27 protein-coding genes and 2 riboswitches are annotated in these 24188 nt (G+C 48.9%); of the genes, 11 read left to right on the top strand and 16 right to left on the bottom strand.

Translation table 11 applies throughout. The features are described from left to right. Positions 1 to 111: 111 nt before the first annotated feature. Positions 112 to 2298: a ribonucleoside-diphosphate reductase subunit alpha gene (locus BLQ44_RS14065; RefSeq protein WP_093194532.1), complete on the bottom strand. Its 2187-nt coding sequence runs from the start codon at positions 2296 to 2298 to the stop codon at positions 112 to 114. A 119-nt stretch (positions 2299 to 2417) separates the two neighbouring features. Continuing rightward, positions 2418 to 2594, bottom strand: a riboswitch (cobalamin riboswitch). 85 nt (positions 2595 to 2679) lie between these two features. On the opposite strand from BLQ44_RS14065, the gene BLQ44_RS14060 reads away from it, so the two are divergent. Next, a complete protein-coding gene (locus tag BLQ44_RS14060; protein WP_093194531.1) occupies positions 2680 to 3375 on the top strand; it encodes a class I SAM-dependent methyltransferase in 696 nt (231 codons plus the stop codon). On the opposite strand, the gene BLQ44_RS14055 is transcribed toward BLQ44_RS14060, so the two are convergent. The 5 genes from BLQ44_RS14055 to BLQ44_RS14040 form a co-directional block, all read right to left on the bottom strand. Next, positions 3320 to 4222 (bottom strand): DMT family transporter, encoded by a 903-nt coding sequence (locus BLQ44_RS14055; protein ID WP_093194530.1) that lies wholly within the window; start codon positions 4220 to 4222, stop codon positions 3320 to 3322. The genes BLQ44_RS14060 and BLQ44_RS14055 overlap by 56 nt on opposite strands. An 81-nt stretch (positions 4223 to 4303) precedes the next feature. Next, entirely contained in the window at positions 4304 to 4894 is a 591-nt protein-coding gene (locus BLQ44_RS14050; RefSeq protein ID WP_093194529.1) for an NADPH-dependent FMN reductase, read from the bottom strand. Then, a complete protein-coding gene (gene sfnG, locus BLQ44_RS14045; protein ID WP_093194560.1) occupies positions 4891 to 5979 on the bottom strand; it encodes a dimethylsulfone monooxygenase SfnG in 1089 nt (362 codons plus the stop codon). Before sfnG ends, BLQ44_RS14050 begins: the two co-directional genes overlap by 4 nt. A gap of 292 nt (positions 5980 to 6271) precedes the next feature. Then, positions 6272 to 6377: riboswitch (SAM riboswitch) on the bottom strand. Positions 6378 to 6454: 77 nt separating this feature from the next. Next, the gene (locus tag BLQ44_RS16810; RefSeq protein ID WP_281241428.1) at positions 6455 to 6580 is read right to left on the bottom strand and encodes a hypothetical protein; all 126 of its coding nucleotides are present in this window, start codon (positions 6578 to 6580) and stop codon (positions 6455 to 6457) included. Between the two features lie 24 nt (positions 6581 to 6604). Next, entirely contained in the window at positions 6605 to 6979 is a 375-nt protein-coding gene (locus BLQ44_RS14040; RefSeq protein WP_093194528.1) for a carbonic anhydrase, read from the bottom strand. 218 nt (positions 6980 to 7197) lie between these two features. Between BLQ44_RS14040 and BLQ44_RS14035 the strand changes: the two genes are divergently transcribed. After that, the gene (locus BLQ44_RS14035; RefSeq protein WP_093194527.1) at positions 7198 to 7623 is read left to right on the top strand and encodes a pyridoxamine 5'-phosphate oxidase family protein; all 426 of its coding nucleotides are present in this window, start codon (positions 7198 to 7200) and stop codon (positions 7621 to 7623) included. 35 nt (positions 7624 to 7658) lie between these two features. On the opposite strand, the gene BLQ44_RS14030 is transcribed toward BLQ44_RS14035, so the two are convergent. Genes BLQ44_RS14030 through BLQ44_RS14020 form a run of 3 tightly spaced genes read right to left on the bottom strand, consistent with a single transcriptional unit; the run spans position 7659 to position 9355 of the window. Further along, positions 7659 to 8162 (bottom strand): GNAT family N-acetyltransferase, encoded by a 504-nt coding sequence (locus tag BLQ44_RS14030; protein WP_093194526.1) that lies wholly within the window; start codon positions 8160 to 8162, stop codon positions 7659 to 7661. 13 nt (positions 8163 to 8175) lie between these two features. Next, positions 8176 to 8469: an ArsR/SmtB family transcription factor gene (locus tag BLQ44_RS14025; protein WP_093194525.1), complete on the bottom strand. Its 294-nt coding sequence runs from the start codon at positions 8467 to 8469 to the stop codon at positions 8176 to 8178. Beyond that, entirely contained in the window at positions 8462 to 9355 is an 894-nt protein-coding gene (locus BLQ44_RS14020; protein WP_093194524.1) for a cation diffusion facilitator family transporter, read from the bottom strand. The genes BLQ44_RS14025 and BLQ44_RS14020 overlap by 8 nt, the downstream gene beginning before the upstream one ends. A gap of 156 nt (positions 9356 to 9511) precedes the next feature. On the opposite strand from BLQ44_RS14020, the gene BLQ44_RS14015 reads away from it, so the two are divergent. The 4 genes from BLQ44_RS14015 to BLQ44_RS14000 all read left to right on the top strand — a co-directional run bounded on the left by BLQ44_RS14015 (position 9512) and on the right by BLQ44_RS14000 (position 13273). Then, complete coding sequence (locus tag BLQ44_RS14015; protein WP_093194523.1) at positions 9512 to 10960, top strand: aldehyde dehydrogenase family protein; 1449 nt, start codon at positions 9512 to 9514, stop codon at positions 10958 to 10960. A gap of 14 nt (positions 10961 to 10974) precedes the next feature. Beyond that, on the top strand, positions 10975 to 12303 hold the full coding sequence (locus tag BLQ44_RS14010) for an FAD-dependent oxidoreductase (protein WP_093194522.1): 1329 nt from the start codon (positions 10975 to 10977) through the stop codon (positions 12301 to 12303). Positions 12304 to 12355: 52 nt separating this feature from the next. Then, a complete protein-coding gene (locus BLQ44_RS14005; RefSeq protein ID WP_093194521.1) occupies positions 12356 to 12565 on the top strand; it encodes a zinc ribbon domain-containing protein in 210 nt (69 codons plus the stop codon). Between the two features lie 99 nt (positions 12566 to 12664). Continuing rightward, the gene (locus tag BLQ44_RS14000; protein ID WP_245688175.1) at positions 12665 to 13273 is read left to right on the top strand and encodes a lytic transglycosylase domain-containing protein; all 609 of its coding nucleotides are present in this window, start codon (positions 12665 to 12667) and stop codon (positions 13271 to 13273) included. Positions 13274 to 13302: 29 nt separating this feature from the next. Here BLQ44_RS14000 and BLQ44_RS13995 read toward each other — a convergent pair whose 3' ends face one another. Next, positions 13303 to 13869: an NADPH-dependent FMN reductase gene (locus BLQ44_RS13995; RefSeq protein WP_093194519.1), complete on the bottom strand. Its 567-nt coding sequence runs from the start codon at positions 13867 to 13869 to the stop codon at positions 13303 to 13305. Between the two features lie 92 nt (positions 13870 to 13961). Here BLQ44_RS13995 and BLQ44_RS13990 point away from each other — a divergent pair, with 92 nt between their 5' ends. The 5 genes from BLQ44_RS13990 to BLQ44_RS13970 all read left to right on the top strand — a co-directional run bounded on the left by BLQ44_RS13990 (position 13962) and on the right by BLQ44_RS13970 (position 16660). Next, complete coding sequence (locus tag BLQ44_RS13990) at positions 13962 to 14243, top strand: YkvA family protein (RefSeq protein WP_093194518.1); 282 nt, start codon at positions 13962 to 13964, stop codon at positions 14241 to 14243. A 67-nt stretch (positions 14244 to 14310) separates the two neighbouring features. Beyond that, complete coding sequence (locus BLQ44_RS13985; protein ID WP_093194517.1) at positions 14311 to 14727, top strand: organic hydroperoxide resistance protein; 417 nt, start codon at positions 14311 to 14313, stop codon at positions 14725 to 14727. A gap of 109 nt (positions 14728 to 14836) precedes the next feature. Further along, positions 14837 to 15445, top strand: a complete 609-nt coding sequence (locus BLQ44_RS13980) for a metal-dependent hydrolase (protein ID WP_093194516.1) — start codon at positions 14837 to 14839, stop codon at positions 15443 to 15445. Positions 15446 to 15503: 58 nt separating this feature from the next. Further along, complete coding sequence (locus BLQ44_RS13975) at positions 15504 to 16319, top strand: DUF368 domain-containing protein (protein WP_093194515.1); 816 nt, start codon at positions 15504 to 15506, stop codon at positions 16317 to 16319. Between the two features lie 23 nt (positions 16320 to 16342). Next, entirely contained in the window at positions 16343 to 16660 is a 318-nt protein-coding gene (locus tag BLQ44_RS13970; RefSeq protein WP_093194514.1) for a thioredoxin family protein, read from the top strand. Between the two features lie 1004 nt (positions 16661 to 17664). Here the strand turns inward: BLQ44_RS13970 and BLQ44_RS13965 are convergent. The 6 genes from BLQ44_RS13965 to BLQ44_RS13940 form a co-directional block, all read right to left on the bottom strand. Then, positions 17665 to 19314 carry a methyl-accepting chemotaxis protein gene (locus BLQ44_RS13965; RefSeq protein WP_093194513.1) on the bottom strand — a complete coding sequence of 550 codons (1650 nt, stop codon included), beginning with the start codon at positions 19312 to 19314 and terminating at the stop codon, positions 17665 to 17667. Further along, positions 19311 to 20252 (bottom strand): BMP family lipoprotein, encoded by a 942-nt coding sequence (locus tag BLQ44_RS13960; RefSeq protein WP_093194512.1) that lies wholly within the window; start codon positions 20250 to 20252, stop codon positions 19311 to 19313. The genes BLQ44_RS13965 and BLQ44_RS13960 overlap by 4 nt, the downstream gene beginning before the upstream one ends. Positions 20253 to 20357: 105 nt before the next feature. Beyond that, a complete protein-coding gene (locus tag BLQ44_RS13955) occupies positions 20358 to 21008 on the bottom strand; it encodes a VOC family protein (protein WP_093194511.1) in 651 nt (216 codons plus the stop codon). Positions 21009 to 21020: 12 nt separating this feature from the next. Next, on the bottom strand, positions 21021 to 22013 hold the full coding sequence (locus tag BLQ44_RS13950; RefSeq protein ID WP_093194510.1) for an LLM class flavin-dependent oxidoreductase: 993 nt from the start codon (positions 22011 to 22013) through the stop codon (positions 21021 to 21023). 144 nt (positions 22014 to 22157) lie between these two features. After that, positions 22158 to 23393, bottom strand: a complete 1236-nt coding sequence (locus BLQ44_RS13945) for an efflux RND transporter periplasmic adaptor subunit (RefSeq protein WP_093194509.1) — start codon at positions 23391 to 23393, stop codon at positions 22158 to 22160. Between the two features lie 25 nt (positions 23394 to 23418). Beyond that, positions 23419 to 24090: a hypothetical protein gene (locus tag BLQ44_RS13940; RefSeq protein ID WP_093194508.1), complete on the bottom strand. Its 672-nt coding sequence runs from the start codon at positions 24088 to 24090 to the stop codon at positions 23419 to 23421. Positions 24091 to 24188 lie beyond the last annotated feature (98 nt).

Here is a 24188-nt window from a genome sequence, read left to right as displayed (position 1 = left end):
TCACCCAGAAACCCGAGCCATAAGTAGACAGGATTAGAGAAAGGAAAGGGCACCTTTATCTAACCTGTCTACTTATGACTGAGGTTTCTAAGCGGGGTGATTCCACTTTCCTCAGCTCGAACAGCTTTCGCATTCGTCATAGTCGGTGCCGGAAGTGGATCTTGTGTAATAAGTCGTTTTCAATCCTTGCTGCCATGCATCAAGGTGAAGGTTCAATAACTCCCGCGCTTGTATATCATTGCGAACATACATATTGAATGAAATGGATTGATCGATGAACCGCTGTCTCTTTGCATTCTGGGCGATACTTGTATGCTGATCGATGTCATGGGCGGCTTTGTAGTACCAGTAATTGTCCGGGCTCAAATCCGGGGCAGTGACCGGGATTTTGAAATCTTTTTTCTCCTCGGAGTAGAACTTCTTGAAAATCGGATCGATGCTGGCCGAGCTTCCGGCAATCAAGGACGTGCTCGAGTTTGGGGCGACCGCCATCAGGTACCCGTTCCTCAATCCGCCCTCTTTCACTTTCGCAGCGAGCTCCTGCCATTTATCATCCGTAAGATTCCGTTTCTCGAAATATGCTCCTGTCTCCCAGTCCGACCCTTCGAACAGGGGATAGCTGCCTTTTTCCTCAGCAAGCTCCGAACTCGCTTTGATCGTCAAATAGGAGATTTTTTCATATACGTCTTCTGTGTAGCTGAGCGCTTCTTCGGATTCCCAGGAAATCTGCCGGATCGCTAGTAAGTGAGCCCACCCGAAGGTGCCGAGGCCGATGCCTCTGTACTTCTGATTCGTCCGTTCGGCCTGAGGGATAGGAATCAGGTTGGTGTCAATGACGTTATCGAGCATACGGACTTGTATCGGAACCAGACGATCCAGCACTCCGTCGGGCACTGCTTTTCCGAGGTTGATACTCGAAAGGTTACAGACGACGAAATCGCCGGGAGTGTGAACGGTTATGATTTCTCCATTGTCTACATATTGACGGTCCACCGTCGTGGCGCTCTGGTTCTGCGTGATCTCTGTGCAAAGATTACTGCAGTACACCATTCCGGCGTGGTTATTCGCATTCTTCCTGTTCACTTCATCTCTATAAAACATGTAAGGCGTTCCGGTCTCGAGCTGACCGATCATGATGCGTTTCATGATATCGATCGCCGGCACTTTTTCTTTGGAGAGCCCAGGATGCTGTATGCATGCTTCATACCGTTCGCGGAACGTCCCGTATCCATCATGTTCATCGAAGCTGTCTTCGAGGGAGTATCCCATGACCGTTCTCACTTCATGAGGATCGAACAGATACCAGTCACCTCTGTTTTCAACAGCTTCCATGAATAGATCCGGAATCGAGACCCCGGTGAATAAATCGTGCGTTCGCTGACGCTCATCTCCATTGTTCAGTCGACTGTCGAGAAAAGAGAAAATGTCTTTGTGCCACACATCGAGATAAACAGCCACCGCTCCCTGTCGTTGGCCGAGCTGGTCTACGCTGACAGCGGTATTGTTCAGCTGCTTCATCCATGGCAAAACACCGGATGATACACCTTTGAATCCTCTGATGTCACTGCCGCGCGATCTGATTTTTCCGAGATAGACGCCGATGCCGCCTCCGTGTTTACTTAAGTTGGCGATAGCTGTGTTACTGTCATAAATAGACTGAAGGCTGTCGTCAACGGTCTCGATGAAGCAGGAACTGAGCTGACCGTGTACTTTTCCCGCATTCGAAAGGGTGGGAGTGGCGACGGTCATGTAGAGGTTGGAAAGCGCCCAGTAAGCCTCTTGTATGTACCTGAATCGGCGATCCCTCGGTTCAGGGGTCATCAGCGTCATCGCGATGATCAGCCAGCGTTCCTGCGGCAGCTCCATCGTTCTCCCGTCTTTCATCCTGGCGAGGTAACGATCATCCAGTGTTTTCAAGCCGATGTACGTGAACAGGTGATCTTTCTCTGGTGATAACAGTTTGGATAGTTCTATGATTTCATCTCTAGTATAATGAGTAAGAAGAGAAGGGTCGTAGATTTTTTCTTCGACGAGTGTTTCGATCAGTTCGTAAAAGTTTTCATAGGGCTTTTCTGTACGACGTCCTTGTGTCGCTTCCGTGTAGCGGGTCTCGAGATGAGCACGGGCGGCGACATATGTCCAGTCCGGCTCGGTTTCGTCCATTTCAGCTAAGGCTTCAAGTACAATGGAATTGCCATCTGTGATTCTGTCTTGTATCCGTGAAAAATCGAGACTGGGGAAGTCCCCCTGAAGTTCATTCAACCAGGTTTTCCAGTCCCTTGTTATCGTGTCAGGCATAAGTGATCCTCCTTTACAAAATAAAAAAATCCGCTCCTATAGGATAAGAGCGGATGAAACCATGAAACGAGAGTCCTCGCCTCATCGTTTCATCTTCTCCATCCCCGAAAAAGGTGAAACTTTCTGACGAAAAACAGACAGGTCTCCTGGCTTGTACCCGATCTTACTCCAGCCCTTCCCGTAGCGTTCTACAGTGGATGTGCTGTTTCGCGGATACTTACAGTTGCGGGGGCAGCTCCGGATTTTCACCGGCTTCCCTATTAAGCTCTGTGAGCATCTGATTTTCGAAAAAACTATATATTGTGTTTTTATTATTAATATTTACTATATATTGATTCTATCATACATAAAGAAGAAATAAATAGCAAGGAGGAAAAAGAATTGGATCATAAAAAATGGCATGAACAGGCAGAAAGTAAATGGGATCGTTTTTCTGATAATTGGAATGCGAGAAGTGAACAGATGTGGAAGGATGGGAGCAGGAAGAAGGTTCTTCCTTTCTTCCAGTCTTTCATCGAATCTGACTCGGATGTGCTGGACCTCGGGTGTGGGGACGGGCAGGGGAGTGAAATGCTCCAGAAGGCCGGGTACAGCGTGACAGGCGTCGATTTGTCCTCGAAAATGATTGAAATCGCCAAGAAGCGCTCCACGGCAGCGACATTTCTTCAGGGAGACGTTACAGCCCTGCCTTTTGAAAACGAAGCCTTCGACGCTGTCATGGCGATCAACTGTCTGGAGTGGGTCGCTTCTCCTCTTGAAGCGATAAACGAAATCAATCGTGTCGTCAAACCGGGAGGAGTCTTCGTTGTGGGAATTCTCGGTCCGGTGGCCGGTCCGAGGACGAATAGCTATCCAAGACTCGAGGGGGAAGAGGTCGTCTGTAACACGATGATGCCGTGGGAGTTCCAGCGACTGGCAGAGACACACGGCTGGACGACCATAGGAATGTCTTCCGTGCCGAAAGAAGGGGCACCGGAAGGGTTGGAGATGCAGAATGCATTACTGGAACAGGCGGTTTCGTTCATGACGCTTTTCGCCTTAGAAAAGAAGAGCGCGGACGTTCCTGAACAAGGATGACGGCGGTGATCACCAGGATGAAGCCTAGGAATTGCCACGCATCCAGCAGTTCCCCGAATACGAAGAAGCTGATGAGAGCTGCGACGACCGGTTCGACGGTTGCGATGATCGAAGCGCGGCTCGATTCGATTTTCTCGAGTCCCTTCGTGTAAAACAGGAAAGCGAGCGTCGTCGAGAATAGGCCTATGCCTGCAATATTGATCCAGGCAGACGGTAGTGCCAATGTAGCACCGAGGTCTCCGAGCCCTGCAAAAGGCAGAATGGCGACACTTGCGAACACGAAGGTATATACCGTAACCGTCGTGGACGAATAGGTTCGGAGAGCATAGGTGGCGAAAATGCTGTAAAGCGCATAGAAAAAGCCGGATCCGAGCCCTGCGAGCACGCCGTACATGGATAAGTCGAAGCCTGTATAAGGCAGCAGACCGACGACAAGCGCGCAGCCGATGAATGTGGTGAGCAGGGCAGTGATTTTACTTTTCGTAAACAGTTCTCCGAACAGAATCCGGGAGAAGATCGTGACGAAGGCGGGTGCTGTATATAAAAGGGTGACAGCGATCGCAATGGATGTTTCCTCCATGGCGATGAACAGGCAGAGGTTGAAGAACACAATGCTGATGATGCCTGTACCTATAAATAAACGGCTATCCTTCCAATCGATTCTCAGTTCCTCCTTCCCGGTGATGTACGTGTAGAGAAGCAGCAGAATGGCGGCGCTCGCAACTCTGACGGCAACCACCTGCACCGGGCTGAACCCGAGGTCGTACAAGTATGTAACGAACAGACCGATGATGCCCCAGAGAGCAGCACCGAAAGCGATCGACAGCATAGATAATTTTTGGCTCATCCCGGATCCCTCCTTCAAACTTCCTTCATTTTACCAGTTCGTCCCGTCAAAGAAAATACGCCTCCCGCAAGAGGGGAGACGTCAGTATTGTTCCTGGAGGCTTTTTCTCGGAATAGCTGGGGGTGCTGTCGAAAAATCTTTATTCAAGTGGGTGCTGAGTCGAACGGTAGCCTCGCCGAGGTCGTGAAGTCGCGTGCGGATCTCTTCATCGACCAGCTGATGCTGTTCGAAGTGCCCGTTGTGTACATAAACACCGCCCGGGATGACGTGTGCCCGGAAATAGTGGGCCAGCGGATGCAGGTGATGATCGATGACCAGATAATGATGATACGTGCCGCCGGTTGCCACGAATCCGATCGCTTTTCCTCTCAGGCAGTCGTTCGGAATCAGATCGAAGACGTTTTTCAAAGCGCCGGTCAGTGACCCCCGGTACACGGGAGTGCCGATGATATAAGCATCGGCCTCCTCGATTTTGTCGATCACTTCTCTCGTATCTCCTGTATAGGAAGCAGGGTCCCTTCCGTCACAAAGAACCGTTTCATAATCACCCAGATGGAGTATTTCTGTTTCCGTAGAAGAATCACTTTGCTTCGCGGCATCGAGCGCTTCCTGAACGGATAGGAGTGTTTTCGAACTTTTGCTCACGCTTCCTGTTATTCCTAAGATTTTCATATGAGAACTCCTTCTTCTTGCAAGACTTCTTCTTTCTCTTTCACGAGAGGAATCACTTCTTTGCCGAAGCGCTCCAGGTCGGATTCATAGTGGAAGTGTGCTGTAAGAACGACATCTACCCCTATCTTCTTCAGTTCGATGATGCGATCGGCCACCTGCTCTTTCGTCCCGATAAGACCGGTCTTGAAGCCGCTGTTGTATTGAACGAGGTCCTTGAACGTGTCGTTCGCCCACATTCCTTCTTTATCCCCGGTAGACTGACCGGCCTGCTTCACCGATTCGCGGAACCCTTCGACGGCTTCCGTGTGAGCGTCATCGATGATTTCCTGCAATTGGGCGAGAGCCTCTTCTTCTGTATCACGCACAATCGCGAAGCCGTGAGCTGCGAATTTCACGGTTCTGCCTTCTTTTTCCGCGAGCGCCCGCACTTCTTTGATCTGTTTCTCGAACCCTTCCAGTGTATTCCCGTTCATGAAATAATAATCGGAATGTTTGGCGGCCATCTCTTTGGCGGCTGTGGAGTTCCCTCCCTGGAAAATCGGGAAGTCTGCGCCCTGCACAGGTTTCGGTTTCGCCGGGGCATCATTGATCTGGTAAAAGTCGCCACGGAAGTTCGCTTTCTCCTTTGTGAACAGCTCTCTCAGAACTTCGATGAATTCTCCGGAGCGCCGATATCTCTCGTCATGTTCAAGCCAGTTTTCCCCGAAGCCTGTAAATTCATCTTTCAGCCAGCCGCTTACGATATTCACTGCGGCACGACCGTCACTTATATGATCGAGCGTACTTAAGATTTTTGCATAAACAGCCGGATGCCATAGTCCCGGATGAACGGCTGATATGAGTTTCAGTTTGCTGGTGGACGCGGCAAGAGCAGAAGCGAGTGTCACGGCTTCAAGCTGGTATTCGGCTCCATAACTTGCGAAGAACCTCGTTTGAAGAAGGGCGAGGTCGAAGCCCGATTCTTCTGCGATTTGTGCGTATCGTTTGTTGGATTCGAAATCCCATCCCGTCTGTTGCTCCGCTTTTGATACGACGAGACCTCCGCTGACGTTCGGCACCCAGTAGGCAAATTGTAAGTTACTCATCATTGTCCATCTCCTTTGTGATTGGTAGACGGATCCATCCGGAAAGTGATACATTGATTGGTGAGAGAGATGGAATCCGTACAGGATCTTCATGTTTCCTGCCTGTAATGTGTGGCCGCACATTACAGGCATTTTTTATTCACGCTCTTCCAGAAAGCGGAGGGGACGGCTTTTTTTATAAAAGGGAGAGATCATAAGCCGCCCTCCTTTGAAGCATGAAAAAGCCCCTTCTGCACGTAGCGAAAAGGGGCTTAGTATCGTATGGATAGGCATACAACAAACCAGGCATCCCTTCTCATCTTCCGCACAGGCGTGCTCTGAATTTGGCACCGGGCGAGTGGAATTCGCTGGTTGCCGAGACTTCGTAGGGTCAGTCCCTCCGTCTCTCTGGATAAGAAGTTGCGTGAATTTTTAAATTGTTAAACAACAGTCTACGCTGACCTTCGAAGAAAGTCAATGACTTTTCTGATAATTCCTACTTATTTTCTCCACATTCAAAACAGTAGAGCGTCTTGTCTTCCGCGATTACGCCATCGAGAAATCCGTCCCTGCAATAGATCTCCATCTCGCAGGAGGCACAGTATCCGACGAATTCTGTCATAGCCATCCTCCTCAGGACTCGTGTTTACTCCGTTACGACTTCCACTTCCCAGTTTTCATTGACGAATAGTCCGAGAACGGTGACGCCGAGGTCCCACTCTTCAATCAATTCGACAGAACGTTTGATTTCTTTCTCCTTCTGGGAACGATCCACCGGATTTCCGGCACAATCGTGGTGACCTGCAATAGCGATCACCTTGGAGTCGTGTTTCTCCGTAGACACGAGAACTTTGTTTTTGATTTCCTCCAGTTGGTTGGATGACCCTTGGAGTAGTACCTTGTTCGGTCCTGCTTCTGTGATCATGTCGATATAATCGACTCCGTACTTTTCCTTCATCCAGTGGATGACCGGCAGTTGTACCCTTCCGTCCATGCAGTTGATAGCTGTAGCGAATGACATGTGAATTCCTCCTTGTTTATGTAGATGAATATCCAGGGGGATCCCCGGATTGTATATCAAGTATAGCGAATTTTTTGAAAGAAGAAAACTTCCGTGGCTCCCGCTGTTCCGGTAGAGAAGGGTAAGGGGCTACGCTTTCATTCGGGATACGAGGTTTAAGAGAAGAAAGCGAAGGAAATATTAGTAAAGAGTCTCATTACCGGAAAGGAGAAATGACAGTGAATCAGGAAGAACTGAAACAACATATCAAAGAAATTCTGAAAGACCATAAAGTGGGTACGCTGGCGACCGTGAAGAATAATAAGCCGCATTCCCGTTTCATGACGTTCTGGAATGACGAAAATCTGACATTATTCACCCCGACGAGTAACGAAACGTACAAAGCGGAAGAAATCGAGGAGAATCCATTCGTCCATATCATCATCGGATATGAAGGAAACGGACCGGGAGATGCGTTCCTTGAAATCCAGGGACAGGCGCAGATCCGCAGCGACGAACAGATCAGAGACTGGATCTGGAACGACGAAATGGAACGCTGGTTCAGCAGTAAAGACGATGAAGAACTCATCGTTCTGGAGATTTTTCCGGAAACGATCCGTCTCATGAACGACAGCAAAGAGACACCCGAACAATTGGATATGTAAAGAAGAGGCGTCCGGAGAGTTTTCCGGACGCTTTTTTAAATGATTTTTTCGTAGGCGAAACGTTCACTGTCATCTTCTAAGTAGTTGATGCCGCAGTACGTGAAGCCATTCTTCTTCAGCAATCGCTGCATCGAACCATTTTTCCGATGCGTATCGATCTTGATGCTTGTAATCTGCTCCGCTTTTGCGAGTTCTTCTGTTTTCTTTAGAAGCACAGAAGCGAGTCCTTCGCCTTTTCTCTCATCGGTGACAGCCAGTCGATGAACGACGAGGTAAGGATCCTCACTGAGCCATTCTCCTTCGTGAACGGTGCGATACGTCTTTTCTTCCAGAGAAGATATGGCAGCGGTACCTACGACTGTATCCTCGTCTGCCAGTACGTAACTCTCACCCCGATCTCGATCAGTTTCAATCGTGACCACATCAGGATATCCGTCGATCCACTGATCAATGTCATTTTCTCTGAATTTCTGCTGTGCGTCGGAAATGATTGTCATGATTTCTGCTATATCTTCCTTTTTCGTTTTGCGAAATATCATCGAAGTCCTCCTGCTATTCTTCGACGTGATCAATCATCTGCTCCAGGGTGTGCATGACGTGATCGTCGTTGAATGTGTAATAAAGAGTAGTGCCTTCACGCCGGTACGTAACGAGTCGGAAAAGCTTAAGGGTCCGGAGTTGATGAGATACCGTCGATTGTTTCAAATCCAGCTCCGTAGCGATATCGGACACCGAGGATTCCTGTTTACAAAGGTAGTGAAGAATCCGGATTCGCGTAGGATCGGATAGAACTTTGAATGTATCTGCCGTTTTTTGGACCGTTTCTTCTTTCAATTCCTCAGGCATGGGACCCCTCCTCGGACATGCTGCAAAACTCGTCTTCGTATTCGATTTCAATCGTCAAATGATCCAGGTGAATGGAATCGACGATCGATTTTATCGATTCTTTCACTTCACACACTTCGTCCTTCGTCGCCTTCGATGGAACAACGGCATGGGTAGAGAATGCATGGTGTTCTCCGTCGAGCGACCACAGGTGGGTGTGGTGCGTCGATTGCACATGGGGAAGGGCCTCGATGTCTTTGATGATTTTCCCGATATCTACAGATTCCGGCACTGCTTCAAGGAATAGCCTCATCGTTTTAATTAGATTGATGACGACGTTGTATAAGATGAACAGCGTAATCCCGATGGAAGCGAGAGGGTCGAGGATCGGCAAATCGAAGAATGTCATCGCCAGTCCTACGAAGAAGACGGCGACCCAGCTCAACACATCTTCAAGCATATGCCAGGACATGACCTTCTGATTCATGGAATCTCCACCGCGAAGTCGGAAGACGGCCGCTCCGTTAACGATGATACCGAGGACGGCCAGCCCCATCATTCCGAGGGTGTTCGGCGTTTCCGGATTCCAAAGGCGGGGAATCGCTTCTGTCAGAATGAAAACCGACCCGACGATCAGAACGACACTATTGATGAGCGCCCCAAGTAGAGAGAAGCGTTTGTAGCCGAATGAGAAGTCGTGGGACATATCTTTGTTCGAGAATTTTTGCAGAAACCATGCGAGCCCGAGGGAAAGGGAATCTCCCAGATCGTGCAGGGCGTCCGATATGATGGCGATACTGTTCGTGAGGATACCGCCGATCAGCTCAATGATGGTGAAAAAGAAATTGAGGAAAAAAGCGACCTTTATATTGCCAGTCGTATCGTGGTGATGATGGTGATGTCCCATGTCTTTACCTCCTTATATGATCATATGTTCATATAATAACATATGTGCTGACGAAAGCAATGATTGCGTTCCATCTATCCGTGGAGGTGAATGTTTGAGAGGGGAGCGAAAAGTGAATAATCGAAGAAGATAATGAATCCTACAGGAGGCGACACAATGAAAGAGTACATTCATCAATATATAAACGGAGCATGGAAAAAAGGATCGAGCGACAAACGAATCGAAAATATCAATCCTTACAACGATGAACATATAGCGTCCATCCCGTCAGCGAACGAGGAGGACCTGGATGAAGCGTATAAAGCTGCGGACCAGGCGCAGAAAGAATGGGCCGGAAAGACCCCTGCAGAAAAAAGGGAGCTGTTCCTGAACTGGATCAACGTTATGAAAGAAAGAAAAGATGAAATCATAGACTGGCTGGTAAGAGAGTCGGGCAGTACGAAAGTGAAAGCGGAAGTGGAGTTCAGTGCGGCTCTTGATATCATTTCAGAGTCCGCTTCTTTCCCGACGCGTATGAAAGGGGAAATCCTTCCTTCGAACACCCCTGGAAAAGAAAACAGGGTATATCGTGATCCGAAGGGAGTCATCGGTGTTATCGGACCATGGAACTTCCCGCTGCACCTGACTACAAGGTCTCTCGCCCCTGCTCTTGCGACCGGTAATAGTGTGGTCATCAAACCTGCATCGAATACGCCGGTCACATCAGGGCTTCTTCTTGCAGAACTTACTGAGGAAGCAGGGTTTCCGAAAGGACTCGTAAACGTCGTTGTGGGTCGTGGGTCGGAAATCGGGGATGCGTTCATCACCCATGATATTCCGGAAATGTTCTCCTTCACCGGTTCTACAGAAGTCGGCAGTCATATCGGAGAGCTTGCAGGGAAACATATCAAAGATACGGCGCTCGAACTCGGCGGCAACAATGCGATGATCGTTCTTGAAGATGCGGATATCGAGCAGGCTGTTCAAGCGGCGACGTTCGGAAAGTATTTACACCAGGGGCAGATTTGCATGTCGTTGAACCGGATTATCGTGCATGAAGATGTACACGATGAATTCGTGAAGAAATTCAAAGAGAAAGTGGAAGGGTTGCCTTACGGGGACCCGAGCGATTCCGAGACCCTTGTCGGTCCTTTGATTGAAAAGGATGAAGTGGAACGTATCCTGAAAGGTATCGATCAGTCGGTAGAAGAAGGTGCTACATTGCTGAGCGGCGGAAAAGCGGAAGGGAACGTACTGCTTCCTACGATTCTGACCGGTATGGACAACGAAAAGGCACTGGCGAAAGAGGAAGTGTTCGGTCCGGTATCTTCCGTCATCAAGGTTTCGGATGAACAGGAAGCTATCGAGACAGCGAATGGCACCCCTTATGGTCTGTCCGGTTCCGTGTTCACAAGAGATGTCCACCGGGGCGTCGAAGTGGCGAAGCAGGTGAAAACCGGTATGATCCATATCAACGATCAATCGGTGAACGACGAAGCGCACGTAGCTTTCGGTGGCGAGAAACAGTCCGGTATCGGACGCTTCGGCGGCGAATGGGCGCTCGATAAGTTTACGACAGTGAAGTGGATCGGTGTCATGAACGGATACCGCGATTTCCCTTTTTAAGAGGAGGAATGAACATGAAGTTAGTCGTGATTGGAGGAGATGCAGCGGGAATGAGCGCTGCTATGCAGGTGGTAAGGAATACGGAGAATCCTGAAATCGTCGTATTGGAAAGAGGAGAGATCTATTCTTATGGTCAGTGTGGACTTCCTTACGTCATCGGGGGAGATGTATCTTCGACAGATGATCTGATTGCAAGAAAGGTGGAGACCTTCCGTGAGAAATACGGAATCGATGCCCGGATCAATCATGAAGTCACCTCCGTCGATTGTGATAAAAGAATGGTATATGGCACGGACGGGAAAGGGGAAGATTTTGAAGAAAGCTATGATGAGCTTCTCGTCGCTTCCGGTGCCAGCCCCGTTGTTCCCCCATGGAAAGGCCGTGACCTGGAAGGGGTCCACGTATTGAAGACGATCCCGGACGTGGAGAAAATTGTGGAAGACACGGATGGTGATGTGACCAGGGTAACCGTCATCGGAAGCGGATATATAGGACTCGAAGTCGCCGAAAACTTCAAAGATATCGGGAAAGATGTCCACCTGATCAGTCGGAGTGATCATCCTGCTTCGATGGTAGATGAAGACATGGGAGAAATGATCGCAGAGGAAGCGCGGAAGCAAGGGGTCCACCTTACCTTAAGGGAATCCGTGGAACGCCTTGAAGGAGACGATCGCGTTGGCAAAGTAGTGACAGACAAGGGTGAGTACGAAACGGATCTTGTCATTGTCGCGACCGGTGTAGCACCAAATGTCGGATTCATGACGGGCACTGGTGTCCACACGACAGAAAGCGGGGCAATTGAGGTCAATCGTTTCATGGAGACGAATCTTCCGCACATTTATGCAGCCGGGGATTGTGCCGTTCAATACCACCGCATCAAAGAGCGGAACGACTATGTACCACTGGGCACGCATGCGAATAAGCAGGGACGGATCGCAGGACTTGTCCTGAGTGGGAAACGACAGACATTCAAAGGAATCGTAGGGACGTCCGTCCTCAAATTTTTCGACCTTACCATCGGAAAGACCGGGCTGTCGGAAGAGGAAGCGAAGAAAGAGAATATTCCATATGAAACGGTATTCTTAAAATCCACCCATGCCGCCGGATATTATACGGATGAGCCACCGATGTCGATCAAAATGACCTATCAGCCGGAGACACAACAGGTTCTCGGGATTCAGATCGTCGGAACATATGGTGTGGATAAACGGATCGATGTCATCGCCACAGCCCTCTATCATGAAATGAAAACAGACGACCTGCTCGACTTGGATCTTGCTTACGCTCCTCCTTATAACAGCGTGTGGGATCCAGTTCAGCAGGCGGCGAGGCGAATAAAATAATGAAACGTTAAGCCGACATGTTTCGTACAAGAGGAAAAAGGAGGAATGGTTTATGGCTGAAAATGAAAAAGGTTGCGTGAAGTGTGGAAGTACAGAAGCGGGAACGAAGGATGTCTCCATGACCGGTTCCGGCCTGTCGAAAATGTTCGATGTCCAAAACAACCGGTTCACCGTCATTTACTGTGAAAACTGTGGGTACTCGGAGTTTTACAACAAGGAAGCGTCCACAGGAAGCAACATCTTCGATCTGTTCTTCGGATAATAGAAGCTTTCTTCTCAAAGAGGGGAAAAAAGCAGTTGTCGATTACGCCCGTGTGGAGTATTATGGAAGAAACGTCATGCAGCGGAGGTAAGGGAAATGATCAACATGACTGATTTTCGATCCATGATACAAATGCAGGCGATGAGTGCTCTGCAGGGAAATAGACAGGCGAGCTCTTTCACGTCGGGGATGCAGCAGATGATGTTCCAAAGTGTATTGGAAGCTTCGATGAACAATCTGGAATCTGCAGCGACCGGGCCATCCAAATCGATGACTCCTGTCCAGGCTTTTTCCCATGCTCAGGCACCTGAGATCAAAGATGTTTCCACTCCTCAGAGTTCCGGGGATATCGACGGCATCATCCGGGAAGCATCAGAGAAATTCGGGGTGAGCGAAAAGCTGATAAGGTCGGTGGTCCAAGCGGAATCGTCCTTCAACCCTCAGGCGGTCAGTCATGCAGGAGCTCAGGGGCTGATGCAACTGATGCCGGCGACAGCGGCAGGCCTTGGGGTGGAAGATCCGATGAACCCGAAGGATAACGTCATGGGCGGTACGATGTACTTGAGGGATATGCTGAACCGTTACGACGGGGATGAGCAGCTCGCTCTCGCTGCGTATAACGCAGGTCCCGGGAACGTAGATAAATACGGGGGTATTCCTCCATTCGAAGAAACACAGAATTATGTCCGTAAAGTACTTAACACGTAAGAAAAAGCACCCGGAAAAGGGTGCTTTTCTTATTGGGACAGGTTCGATTTGTAAGGGGAAAGGTCACGTCCCATCTGCAGATATCTTAAAAAGACCTGGGAGAGTTCCCGCAACCGGTTCTTCACCTCTTCATTATCGAGCTGTTTATCGTCCGTGAAATGTCCGGGATGGGCATAAACGTAGTTTGGTGTAATCAGACAGCGGAAATAGTCCAGTATCGGCTTCAGCTGGTTTTCGATGACGAGGTGGTGCTGGAGTGTCCCTCCCGTGGCTACGATGGATACAGGCTTATACCTCATAGCGAGCGGGGAAATGGCATCGAATAAATTCTTGAGGACTCCCGGGATTCCTCCCTGGAACACCGGAGTCGCAATGATGTAGCCGTCCGCTGATTCGATTGTGTTGATCAGCTTCTGCATGTCGTCATTGTAGTCCTCTGTGGGACGACCATCGACAAACTGAAGGTCGTAGTTTTTCAGGTCGACATTTTCTATTTCCATATCGGGAGATGCTTCTCGTATATACGTGTCTACGACCGATAACAGTCGTTCGGTTTTCGTACCGGTAATCGTACCGTTCAGCAATACAATTTTCACGTTGGTTCCTCCTCTAAAAAACCGCACTTTCCCTTCATATGGTAAAGCATACAAGTTTGATAGGCAATTAAGACGAAACAGGAGGCGAAGCAATGAAGTTTTGGAGAAGAATAAAGTTTCTGTTCCAGTTCCGTAAATCGATCCCGTTCGTCCTTTCCTTTTTCCGTTCCCGGGAAGTGAAAGGGGTCAAGAAGTGGGGAGCGGCGGGATTAGTGCTATTGTATATCATTTTCCCCTGGGATATCATCCCGGATTTCCTTATATTCTTCGGAATCGTCGATGATGTGGCTGTTCTTACATTTGTTCTGCAGCAGATCGTCAAAATGGCTCCCGAGTCCCTGAAAGAAGAATATGAAGTCGAAGATGAGGTTTAAAATTCCGAGAGACAAGGTATACAATGTAAGGGAAGAAGAAATATCAAATTCAAGGAGTGATTAACCAATGAGCGATGTAATGTTCACAGCTCACGCAACCGCGCAAGGCGGCCGTAATGGCCACGTAAAATCCGATGATGGTTTGATCGATCTTAATCTGGTACAGCCAGGTGAAAGTAATGAGAAAGGTTCGAACCCTGAACAGCTATTCGCTGCCGGATATTCTGCATGCTATGACGGTGCATTGAATTTGGTAGCTGATAAAAAGAAAAAAGACATCGATTCTGAAATCACAGGAGATGTAAGCCTGCTGAAAGACCCTGCAGACGGAGGGTTCAAAGTAGGTGTCGTCCTTAACGTGAAGGTGAAAGGTGTTTCCCAGGAAGAGGCGGAAGAGCTCGCGGAAGAAGCTCATAAAGTGTGCCCTTATTCCAAAGCGACACGCGGAAACATCGACGTGGAACTGAACGTAACGGCCGAATAATACATGAGAAAGACCCGGGCAGGGAAACTGTCCGGGTTTCTTTGTGTGTCCGGAAAAAGTGCGGTATGATAAAAGGCGAATGTATGTTTGAGGAAAGAGGTTTTCTATCATGATGGCACCGGGACACCAGGTCGTCGGGTTCTCGTTCGGAGTCGCTGCAGTCACTCTGCTTCCGGCCCTCCCGTTCTTACCCGAGCGGCCACTAGAGATGATCGTCTTTTTTATGTTCGTTTTATTCGGAGCGCTTGTTCCTGATATCGATACCCCGCGTTCGAGACTCGGGCAGAAGTTCTGGCGGATTCTGATCACGTTATTTACCATTGCACTGGGCGTCTATCTATTCGCTCCAGCTTTGTTCGATACATACAGAGAACCTTTGAAAACGTTCGTAATGCTTTTGTTGCCTATATTGTTGATGATCCGGGGACACCGTAAGATGACGCACTCGTTGTTCTTTCTTTTGTTTCTCGTGGGATACAGTTACTTCGTGCAATGGTTGATCGGGCTTCCCTGGTATTACTTCGGAGGCCTTGTGACCGGAGCAGCTTCCCACTTGTTCGCGGATTTTATCACAAAGAGGGGGATTCCTCTATTTTATCCGTTCAGTAAAAAGCACTGGAGCTTCTTTGTGACGTTCAAAACCGGCTCGATGGTGGAGAAGATTGTCACATTTGTCTTGATCATTATGAATGTGTGGTACTTATTGTTGGCTTTGTAGAATAATTTGGTACAATGAGGAAGATTACTATAATTGTAGATGAAGGAGAACCTGGCATATGTGGGAATGGAAGAATATATACCGCGGACTGATGATGGGGGCGAGTGACGTCGTTCCGGGCGTCAGCGGCGGTACGATAGCGGTAGTGCTTGGCATTTACGATCGTCTGATTGAAGCGATCAACGGATTTTTCAGTAAGGAATGGAAGAGGCATCTCCGTTTCCTTCTGCCGCTCGGACTCGGTGTTGTCACGTCTATTCTGTTACTGGCGAATGTGATTGAGTGGTTATTTGAACACTATCCGGCGCAGACGAAGTTTTTCTTTTTAGGCTTGATTATCGGGGTGCTTCCGTTTCTCAGTCATAAAGCCGACGTGAAGCATAATTTCAGAACGAAACACTATATCTTGATGCTGATAGGGGCTCTCGTGGTAAGTTCTCTCGCTTTCTTCCAGCCGGAGGAATCAGAGGCGATGAACAATTTATCGACAGGAATGTATGCTCTATTATTCTTGTCAGGGATGATTGCAAGTAGTGCGATGATACTCCCGGGGATCAGCGGCTCCTTTATTCTGCTGATCATCGGTGTGTACACGACAGTGATTGAAGGGATTTCTAACCTGCAGCTGGACGTCATTGCAGTCGTTGGTGCCGGAATCGCTATCGGTATCATCGTTATGAGTAAGATTGTGAAGTTCTTTCTTGATCATTATACGTCAGGGACGTACGCTGTGATCATCGGCCTTGTGCTCGGCTCCGTCGTCGTCATTTATCCCGGTTTGTCCGGAGATACCCTGATGCTGCTGATCAGTGTTCTGGCATTTATCGGCGGTTTGTTTGCTGCGTGGGGCCTTGGTCGTGTAGAGTATAAGTAACAGGTAGTAGAAAGGGGATTATGATGAAAGAGATCAATACAACAGAGCAGTTTCAAGCGACAATCGAAAGCGAAGAACCGGTTATCCTGAAGTTCGAAGCGGAATGGTGCCCGGATTGTAAGCGGATGGACATGTTCATCGGAGACATTCTGGAAGAGTATAACAACTACGAGTGGTTTGTCGTGAACAACGACAACTTGCCGGAACCCGCTCAGAAGTATGAAGTAATGGGGATTCCGAGTATTCTTATTTTCCAAAAAGGGGAAAAGATCGCTCACTTGCATAGCGCGAATGCAAAAACACCGGAAGAAGTGGAAGGCTTCTTGGCGGAGAGTTTGTAAAAAGAAAAGCGTGAGATCTGAAGAGTTGCTTCAGGTCTCACGCTTTTTTGATGATGGACGGCTGTTTGCTTTCCGTCGTTGCGGTACGTTCGCGTCAGAATTTTTGGCGTGAGTGTACCGTTCTTTTCGTATTGCACCGTTCGCGCGCGGAAATCGTGGATGAGTGGGTGGCAAAGAGATTTGCGGTACACTCGGGACAGATACTCCTTCGTGAACGGTGCGTAAAAGACTATATGCCCGTACCACCCCGTCTGGAGCCGGGGTGGTATTCAGGAAGACTTGGTAGATCGGGTCCCAGGTAGTGCTTGTGCTGAAATTGGTCGTTGCGGTACGTTCGCGTCAGAATTTTTGGCGTGAGTGTACCGTTCTTTTCGTATTGCACCGTTCGCGTGCGGAAATCATGGGTGAGTGGGTGGCAAAGAGATTTGCGGTACACTCAGGACAGATACTCCTTCGTGAACGGTGCCTAAAAGATTATATGCCCGTACCACCCCGTCTGGAGCCGGGGTGGTATTCAGGAAGAACTGGTAGATCGGGTCCCAGATAGTGCTTGTGCTGAAATTGGTCGTTGCGGTACGTTCAAGTCAGGATTTCTGGCGTGAGTGTCCCGTTCTTTTCGTATTGCACCGTTCGCGTGCGAAAATCGTGGGTGAATGGGTGGCAAAGGTTATTTGCGGTACACTCGGGACAGATACTCCTTCGTGAGCGGTGCGTAAAAGCATTTTTGGTTTCTAAGCGGGCCTTCTCCGCTTTTATATGTCTAGCTGCGAAGCCCAGAAACCCGAAATATAAGCAGCCACCTCTGTTTCGAGAAAGAACGCTCGAAGCCAGAGCTGTCTGCTTATATTTGAGCTTCTAAGCGTTCTTCTCCGCTTTTATATGTCTAGCTACGAAGGCCAGAAACTCGAGCCATAAGCAACTCGGATCAAAGAAAGGAAGAGCATCTTTCGTTGACCAAGTTGCTTATGACTGAAGTTTCTAAGCGGGCCTTCTCCACTTTTCCGTTATGAAAAACGTTTAAGCTGCTGATTCAAGTCTTCGATCATCGTTTCGAGCTGGCCTGTTTCTTCCTGCATACTGCGGAAGGAGCGTTGCTGTTCTTCGGCGGATGCCGAGATTTCTTCGGTGCCGGCGGCCGTCTCTTCGGTGATGGAGCTGATGTTCTGCATCGAAGCGGCTACCTGTTCACTTTGTTCGCGGGATGCTTCCATATTCGCTGCGAGTTGTTGCAGGCGTTCATTCATCGTTTCCACGTTTTGCTGGATATCGGTGAACGAGGTGTCTGATGTTTCTACGGCTTTCGCCTGTTTGTCGCTCGCTGCAATGGTTTCTTCGGTCTGGCTATGGATGGCCGTAACGCCCGACTTGATCTGTTCCACCATACGGGCGATGTCGGAGGTGGCGTTCGTCGACTGATCTGCGAGTTTGCGAACTTCTTCTGCGACGACGGCGAACCCTTTTCCGTGCTCTCCGGCCCGTGCCGCTTCGATGGCGGCGTTCAAGGCGAGCAGGTTGGTCTGTTCTGATATGTCGTTTACGAGATGCACAGCTTTTTCAATCTGGTCTGTGTACTCCGTAAAGCGGTCGACAGATTCTTTCACGGTATTTAAGGAAGCGCGACTTTCGTTCATGGAATGCTTCTGCTCTTCGATCGCTTTCCTTCCTTCTTTGATACTTGCAATCGCCGTTTCTCCTGCTTCTGACGAGGCTTTGCTTTCTTCGGCATTCGTCGAAAATTGGTCATTCATATGATCTGTAAGTACAACGACGTCCTGGACGTCTGTAGAGATGGATTGACTCCCCTGGGCCAATTCGTCGGTGGAAGAAGCGACCTGCTGGCTTCCTTCCGATAAAGTTTCCATTTCCTGATTCAGACTTTTGCTGAACGTTTCGACACGTTTCCCGATGTAGTTGACGGAATCCACCGTTTTTTGCAGGTTCGTAAGCATCGTTTGAAACGACTGTTTGAGCTGACCGATTTCATCCCGCTCGTTTCCATCCATTTCGATCGTCACCGACAATTCTCCATCTGCTGCACGCTCTGCCTGTTCCGCAAGACGGCGGATAGGGGAAGCGATATGACTGATGAGTCTTGCCGTGAAGAAGAGAGAAGCGATGAGCAGAATGACGGCCGCTACAATGGCGAAAGTAATAAGGCTTGAAATCGACTGCTGCTGATTGGCCAGAGTCTCGGAATAATTCTCATCTGATACCTGCTGCAGGTTGTAGGCATCATTTACGATACCGCCACTTCGCGAAGCCTGTCTGCGGGTTTCATTGATATCTTTTGCTTCCACAGCGGCAGTCGCTGCTTCGTTCCACGATGCATACTTCTCTGAGGCTCTTTCCAGCCAGTGTGCCTGAGCATCTGTCTGGATCAACGTTTCAAGTTCGCCGATCGTCCCTTTCGTATTCTCCATTTTTGTAAGTGCCTGTTGCCTCGCTGCCTGGGAAGGATTTTCCGCATAGCTGTTCAGTGCCTGTTCCGCCGCGATCAGTTCGCTATTCATCTGTTGAGCGGACAGAAGGGCATCGACGTCTTCTTTGGAAGAGTTCTGCAAGGTCATCATCTGGATGACGATCCAAGTGACCAGTCCGATACTCAGGATAAGAGGGATGAGGGTCATGATATAAAGGCGTCGCTTAATACTCATTCGGCATTTCTCCTTTCATCAAGCATCCGTTGTTCGTCTTCGGAGAGGTCGATCAAGCGTATCGGAGCAAGCCCGACTCCTTCTTCAGCAAGGCCGAGTGTAAGGGTTCCCCCTGTAAGTTCTTCGCCTTCCACTGCTTGACGCACGATGTCAAAAATTGCAACGTTCAAGTTCTTGGTCATAGAAGTTACGACCGCGTCTTCTGCAAGAAAGTGCTGGTCACTGTCGACACCAAAGGCATAGATTCCTGCTTCTTCGGCAGCCTGAAGCGCTCCGACGCCGGTGAACCCTGCGGATGGGAATATATAATCGGCATTCTGCTCGATCATAGCCTCAGCCAATTGTTTCCCGAGCTGGTCATCTCCGAATGTTCCGCTGTATTCTGTAAGAACTTCAGCATCCGGGTTCACAGCCTGTACCCCTTCCTTGAATCCGTCTTCGAATTTATGGATAACCGGAATATCTTCTCCGCCGATGAATCCGACCGTATCCGTTTGTGTTTTCATTCCGGCAATCATGCCGATCAGATAACTGCCTTCATCTTCCTTGAACGTAATCGAGGTGATGTTATCAAGCGAAGATTGAGCATCGATCAAAACGAATTTCTGATCCGGGTGCTGCTTCGCTACGGTTTCCATCGCTTCCTGGATATTGAAACTGAGGCCGATAATCACATCGTGTTCTTCTTCCACCAATGTACGAAGGTGTTCCTCGTAGTTCCCGTCCAGGGGCTCCCGATAATCGAAGGTGATGCCCAGTTCGTCTCTTGCCTGTTCGAGTCCCTGGAACGCCAGGTCACTGAATGCATTGTCGCCAAGACCGCTATCCGTTACGACCAGTCCTGCACTAAAAGTTTCTTTGGATTGAGCGGACTCCCCGGCACATCCGGTAAGAAGAATAGTAAAGAACAGAGCGATTGCTACGCCCATGTATTTCATAATTGTCACTCCTTGTCTTATGATGTCTGACAACTAGGAGTATCGGATAAAAATTCCTTTTTTAAATCAGTGAAATACAAAAAAGTTGCAGGCCTCAGCCTGCAACTACAGTGTCATATGATCGAGATATGTCGTTATGTGTTTTTCTTCTGTTACGTACAACCGGCCATTGGATAAAGGGAAGCCCGGAGAATCCTCATCAGAGAAACGGAAGATATTTCGGAAAATCCGAGAAGCATCTTTGCGATCCTTATTTGTCCCGTATTCCACCATTGTACTGGACAGCGGATTGATATATACCGGGTCAGTAGGGAAATTGTCCCCTTTCCATTCGATCAAAAAAGGGAGACCGACTTCTTCATGTCTCGGGAAAAGCATGCGCCATTCAAGCAGGGAGCCATCTGTACGTCTTCGAGCTCCTGGGAAAGGTCCCTCGTACTCAATGCCGGATTCTTCGTAATAGGTGATGAAGTCATCCATGGCGCCGGTGCGAAGAGCGATTTGTATCGTTTCACCGGTCTGCTGCTGCATCATCTGACGGATCAATGGATTGCCGGACCCCTCTGCTTTAGAAGCGTCCGTCACTCCAAGCCATTCGATGTAGAACCGATTGTCGAAAAAGCAGAGCTCGTTGTGCGTTCCCCATTCCGGATGCTCTCCGCCGGCTGTACCTTTAAGTCCATAGTGGGACGTGAACTGAAAACGATCCTGTTCCGGTTCTGTAGTTGTGACAACAATATGGTCAATGGCAAGCATGCCAATCCCTCCCTATACCAGATTGAACGCTTCTGCAATCAGTCTGTATGAGCGAATGCGTTCTTCAAATGGATAAACGATTGTATTCACGATTACTTCCTCTACACCATAAGCATCTGCGAGAGATTCGATTTCTTCTTTCACCGTCGAAGGATTTCCGATGATCATCCGCTTCCGGTTTTCCTGGATTCTGTCCTGTTGAAAGAGGGAGTACGGATAATTGATCGCTTCCTCCGGAGTGGGGAAGTTGTTACGTATGCCTCCCTGTTCGATTTGCAGGAGAGCCAGGTCTAAACTCGAAGCCAGATACTCTGCCTGTTCTGTCGTTTCCGCACATACCGCAAAGACGGATACGTTCCCTTTCGGTGTGGATTGCTGGATGGAAGGGGCGAAATTATTCTTATAGCGATCCATCGCCCCCATCCCTCCGTGTCCATTGATGAAATGAGCGAAGGAGTAGGACGTACCTAGTTCCGCTGCCAGACGAGCGCTGGTCCCGCTGGAGCCGAGCATCCATACATCAGGACTCGTTTCTCCCTGAGGAGTAGCATACACATCCATCTGTGCCGGGTCTTCTCCATGCAGGTAGGCCATCAGTTGTTCCACTTGTTTCGGGTAATCTTCGACTCTCGGAAGCTTTCCGCGGTTAAGAGCAAGGTTCACATTCGGCATGCCACCCGGGGCACGTCCGACTCCGACGTCGATACGGTTCGGGTGCAGTGTTTCGAGTACGCGGAAACTCTCCGCTACTTTATAAGCACTGTAGTGGGGGAGAAGTACCCCTCCTGTACCGATGCGGATGTTTTCTGTGTGGGCTGCCAGATGCGCCGCGAGGATTTCCGGTGCCGATCCGGCGAGACTATTGGTGCTGTGATGCTCCGACACCCAGTAACGGTGGAACCCGAGCTGATCGACCGTTGATGCAAGCTCCGTCGTTTGTTCGAGGGCTTGTGTCGGGTTTGTATTTGCCAGAATAGGTGATTGATCCAAGACGCTTAGTTTCATTGTATATCTTTCCTTTCTATTGGTGCGAAAAAAAGGTTGTTATAGAAGGGTGTTCTCCTTTTCATCGTGGCACCAGGATAGCGGAAATGCAAATAAAAAACTCTCCCCCGCAAAAGGAGGAGAGTGCTTTGTGGAATCGGTGGCTCAGCGACTGATGAGACCAAGTAAGCCGTACGTGATCATCGTTTCGGATTCCAGGGCGAACAGGCGGCTGACATCCAGATTTTCCGTGTCCAGAGGTGTAAGGAAGGGAGCGTTGTTGCGGAACTCATCTTCTTCTTCGACGGCCAGCCATTCTCCCGACTCCAGTCCTTCTGTCACTTCAATCAGGTTTTTTTCTTTCAACGCGGTTGCGATCGAGCGTCGCTCCAGTAGACCTTCTTCGTTCATGACCCATGCATACAGGTTCTCGTCACTGATCAGAGCTTTGTCGAGAGCGATGGTCGTGTCGATGGATTCATCGGTGATGATATCAACCTCGGCGTGGTATCCAGGCAAGATTTCTTCATCGTCCGTAGTGACATCAGCTTCGAACGGATAGCTGCTCGTCAGGTGAAGGTTCGTCTCTTCCGGGAACTCATGAAGGGTGGAAATTTCACCGCTCACGACGATGTCATCTTCCGGAATCTCTGCGATGGTCGTCATTTCTTCTTCGACCTGTTTTCTCTCTTCCTCTGATAAATTACCGCGAAGTAGCAACTCGGTGGATTGAAGAGTCAGGACCGGATCCTCAAGCGATTCTGAGATGTCCGTTACCGTTCCGTCGAAAGCGCTGGTGACCGTGATCGTTTCTCCTTCATCTTCGAGCTGGTCCAGCTGGTCTTCCACCATGGCAAGCTCCGCTTCTTTCTGGGCGAGTTCCATCTCTTTTTCAGCGACTTTTTCTTCCTGTTCGAATTCGGCTTCCACATAGGAGGAAGGAGTCGGATGATCATAATCTTCATCTTCTATATCCGTGTCGGGTTCGGGAATGTCGTAGTCTTCGATTTCATCGATATACTCTTCAAGGGCATCGACGTCTTCTTCCAATCGATCTATTTCCGACTCGAGTTCCGCTTCTCTCGAAGCATAGTTGAGTACTTTATACGTGTATAAATCATCGCCTTCGTTCACGGCGTCCCCTTCTTCGACAAGGAATTCCCGGAAGCTCCCCCGGTCGTGATCGAAATAGACATTATTCTTGTCGGAAGAGGCGAATACCCCTTCGGTCTCGAGTCGTTCGAATATGTCTCCGGTAAAGGATTGAGACCATTCTTCGATATAGGATTTCTGCGTGACCCGGTTCTTCTGGTCGAAGTAAACGAGCAACCCGTTCAAGGTGATGAATAGAATGATACTTACTCCGACAATCCTTCTGATCACTCTTTGTTTTTTCGTCATACGATGTCCCTCTTCTTTCTATGGATTATCTCAGTAAATATACGAGTACGATGTCATAGTAACTAAGCGCAGCGGTTCCGCACCACAAGACGATGTGCCAGATGATGACCCCTGTCCAGATCCATCCGGGGCGTGTGGACGACATTTTTTTCAGGGAGGCGACCTGATACCAGATGATGAATAACTGGAACAAAGACACTGCACCGAAAAAGTAAATGATCCATGTAAGATCCGTGAAATAAGAGGCGATCACCCCGAAAGAAAGCGGGGAGACGAACCAGTCCAGTCCTGCATATGTAAGTAGCGGGATCCACGTGATACGCTCAAGAAGCATAAGGAGAAGAACGTTCATCTGCATAATCATGATTCTTTTATAAGAAGCCGTGTTGAAAAGCCAGAATATAAGGGTCGAGAAAAAAAGGATGAAAGAATAGAAGAGTAGCGCGTATCCTATCCGTCCAAGCATGAACCATGCCTTTCTCCATTCATATTCCAGGCGGTTGAGTTCTAGCATATTAGCGGAGATCGGGTCTGTTCCGAGACCGATCCAGGCCGTCCATACAAAGGTGAGGATTGTGGCAAATAACAGAACGAACAGCATGTTCCATACGTTACGGATCCGCTCCGCCTGTTTCAGCTTCCACAATTCCTGGTCCCGTTTCCAAAATAACTTCCAAAGGTTCACTGAATATATCATTAGTTCCATCCTTTTTTTGCTGTGTCTATTCTTAAACCATTTTAACTGAATTTGTCATAACTTACTAGACGTTAAGGTAGGTTATTTCCCTCTGCTTC

It is taken from the genome of Salimicrobium halophilum, assembly GCF_900100295.1.
GTDB classification, from domain to species: Bacteria; Bacillota; Bacilli; order Bacillales; family Halobacillaceae; genus Salimicrobium; species Salimicrobium halophilum.
This window is presented reverse-complemented; position numbering and strand designations above follow the sequence as displayed.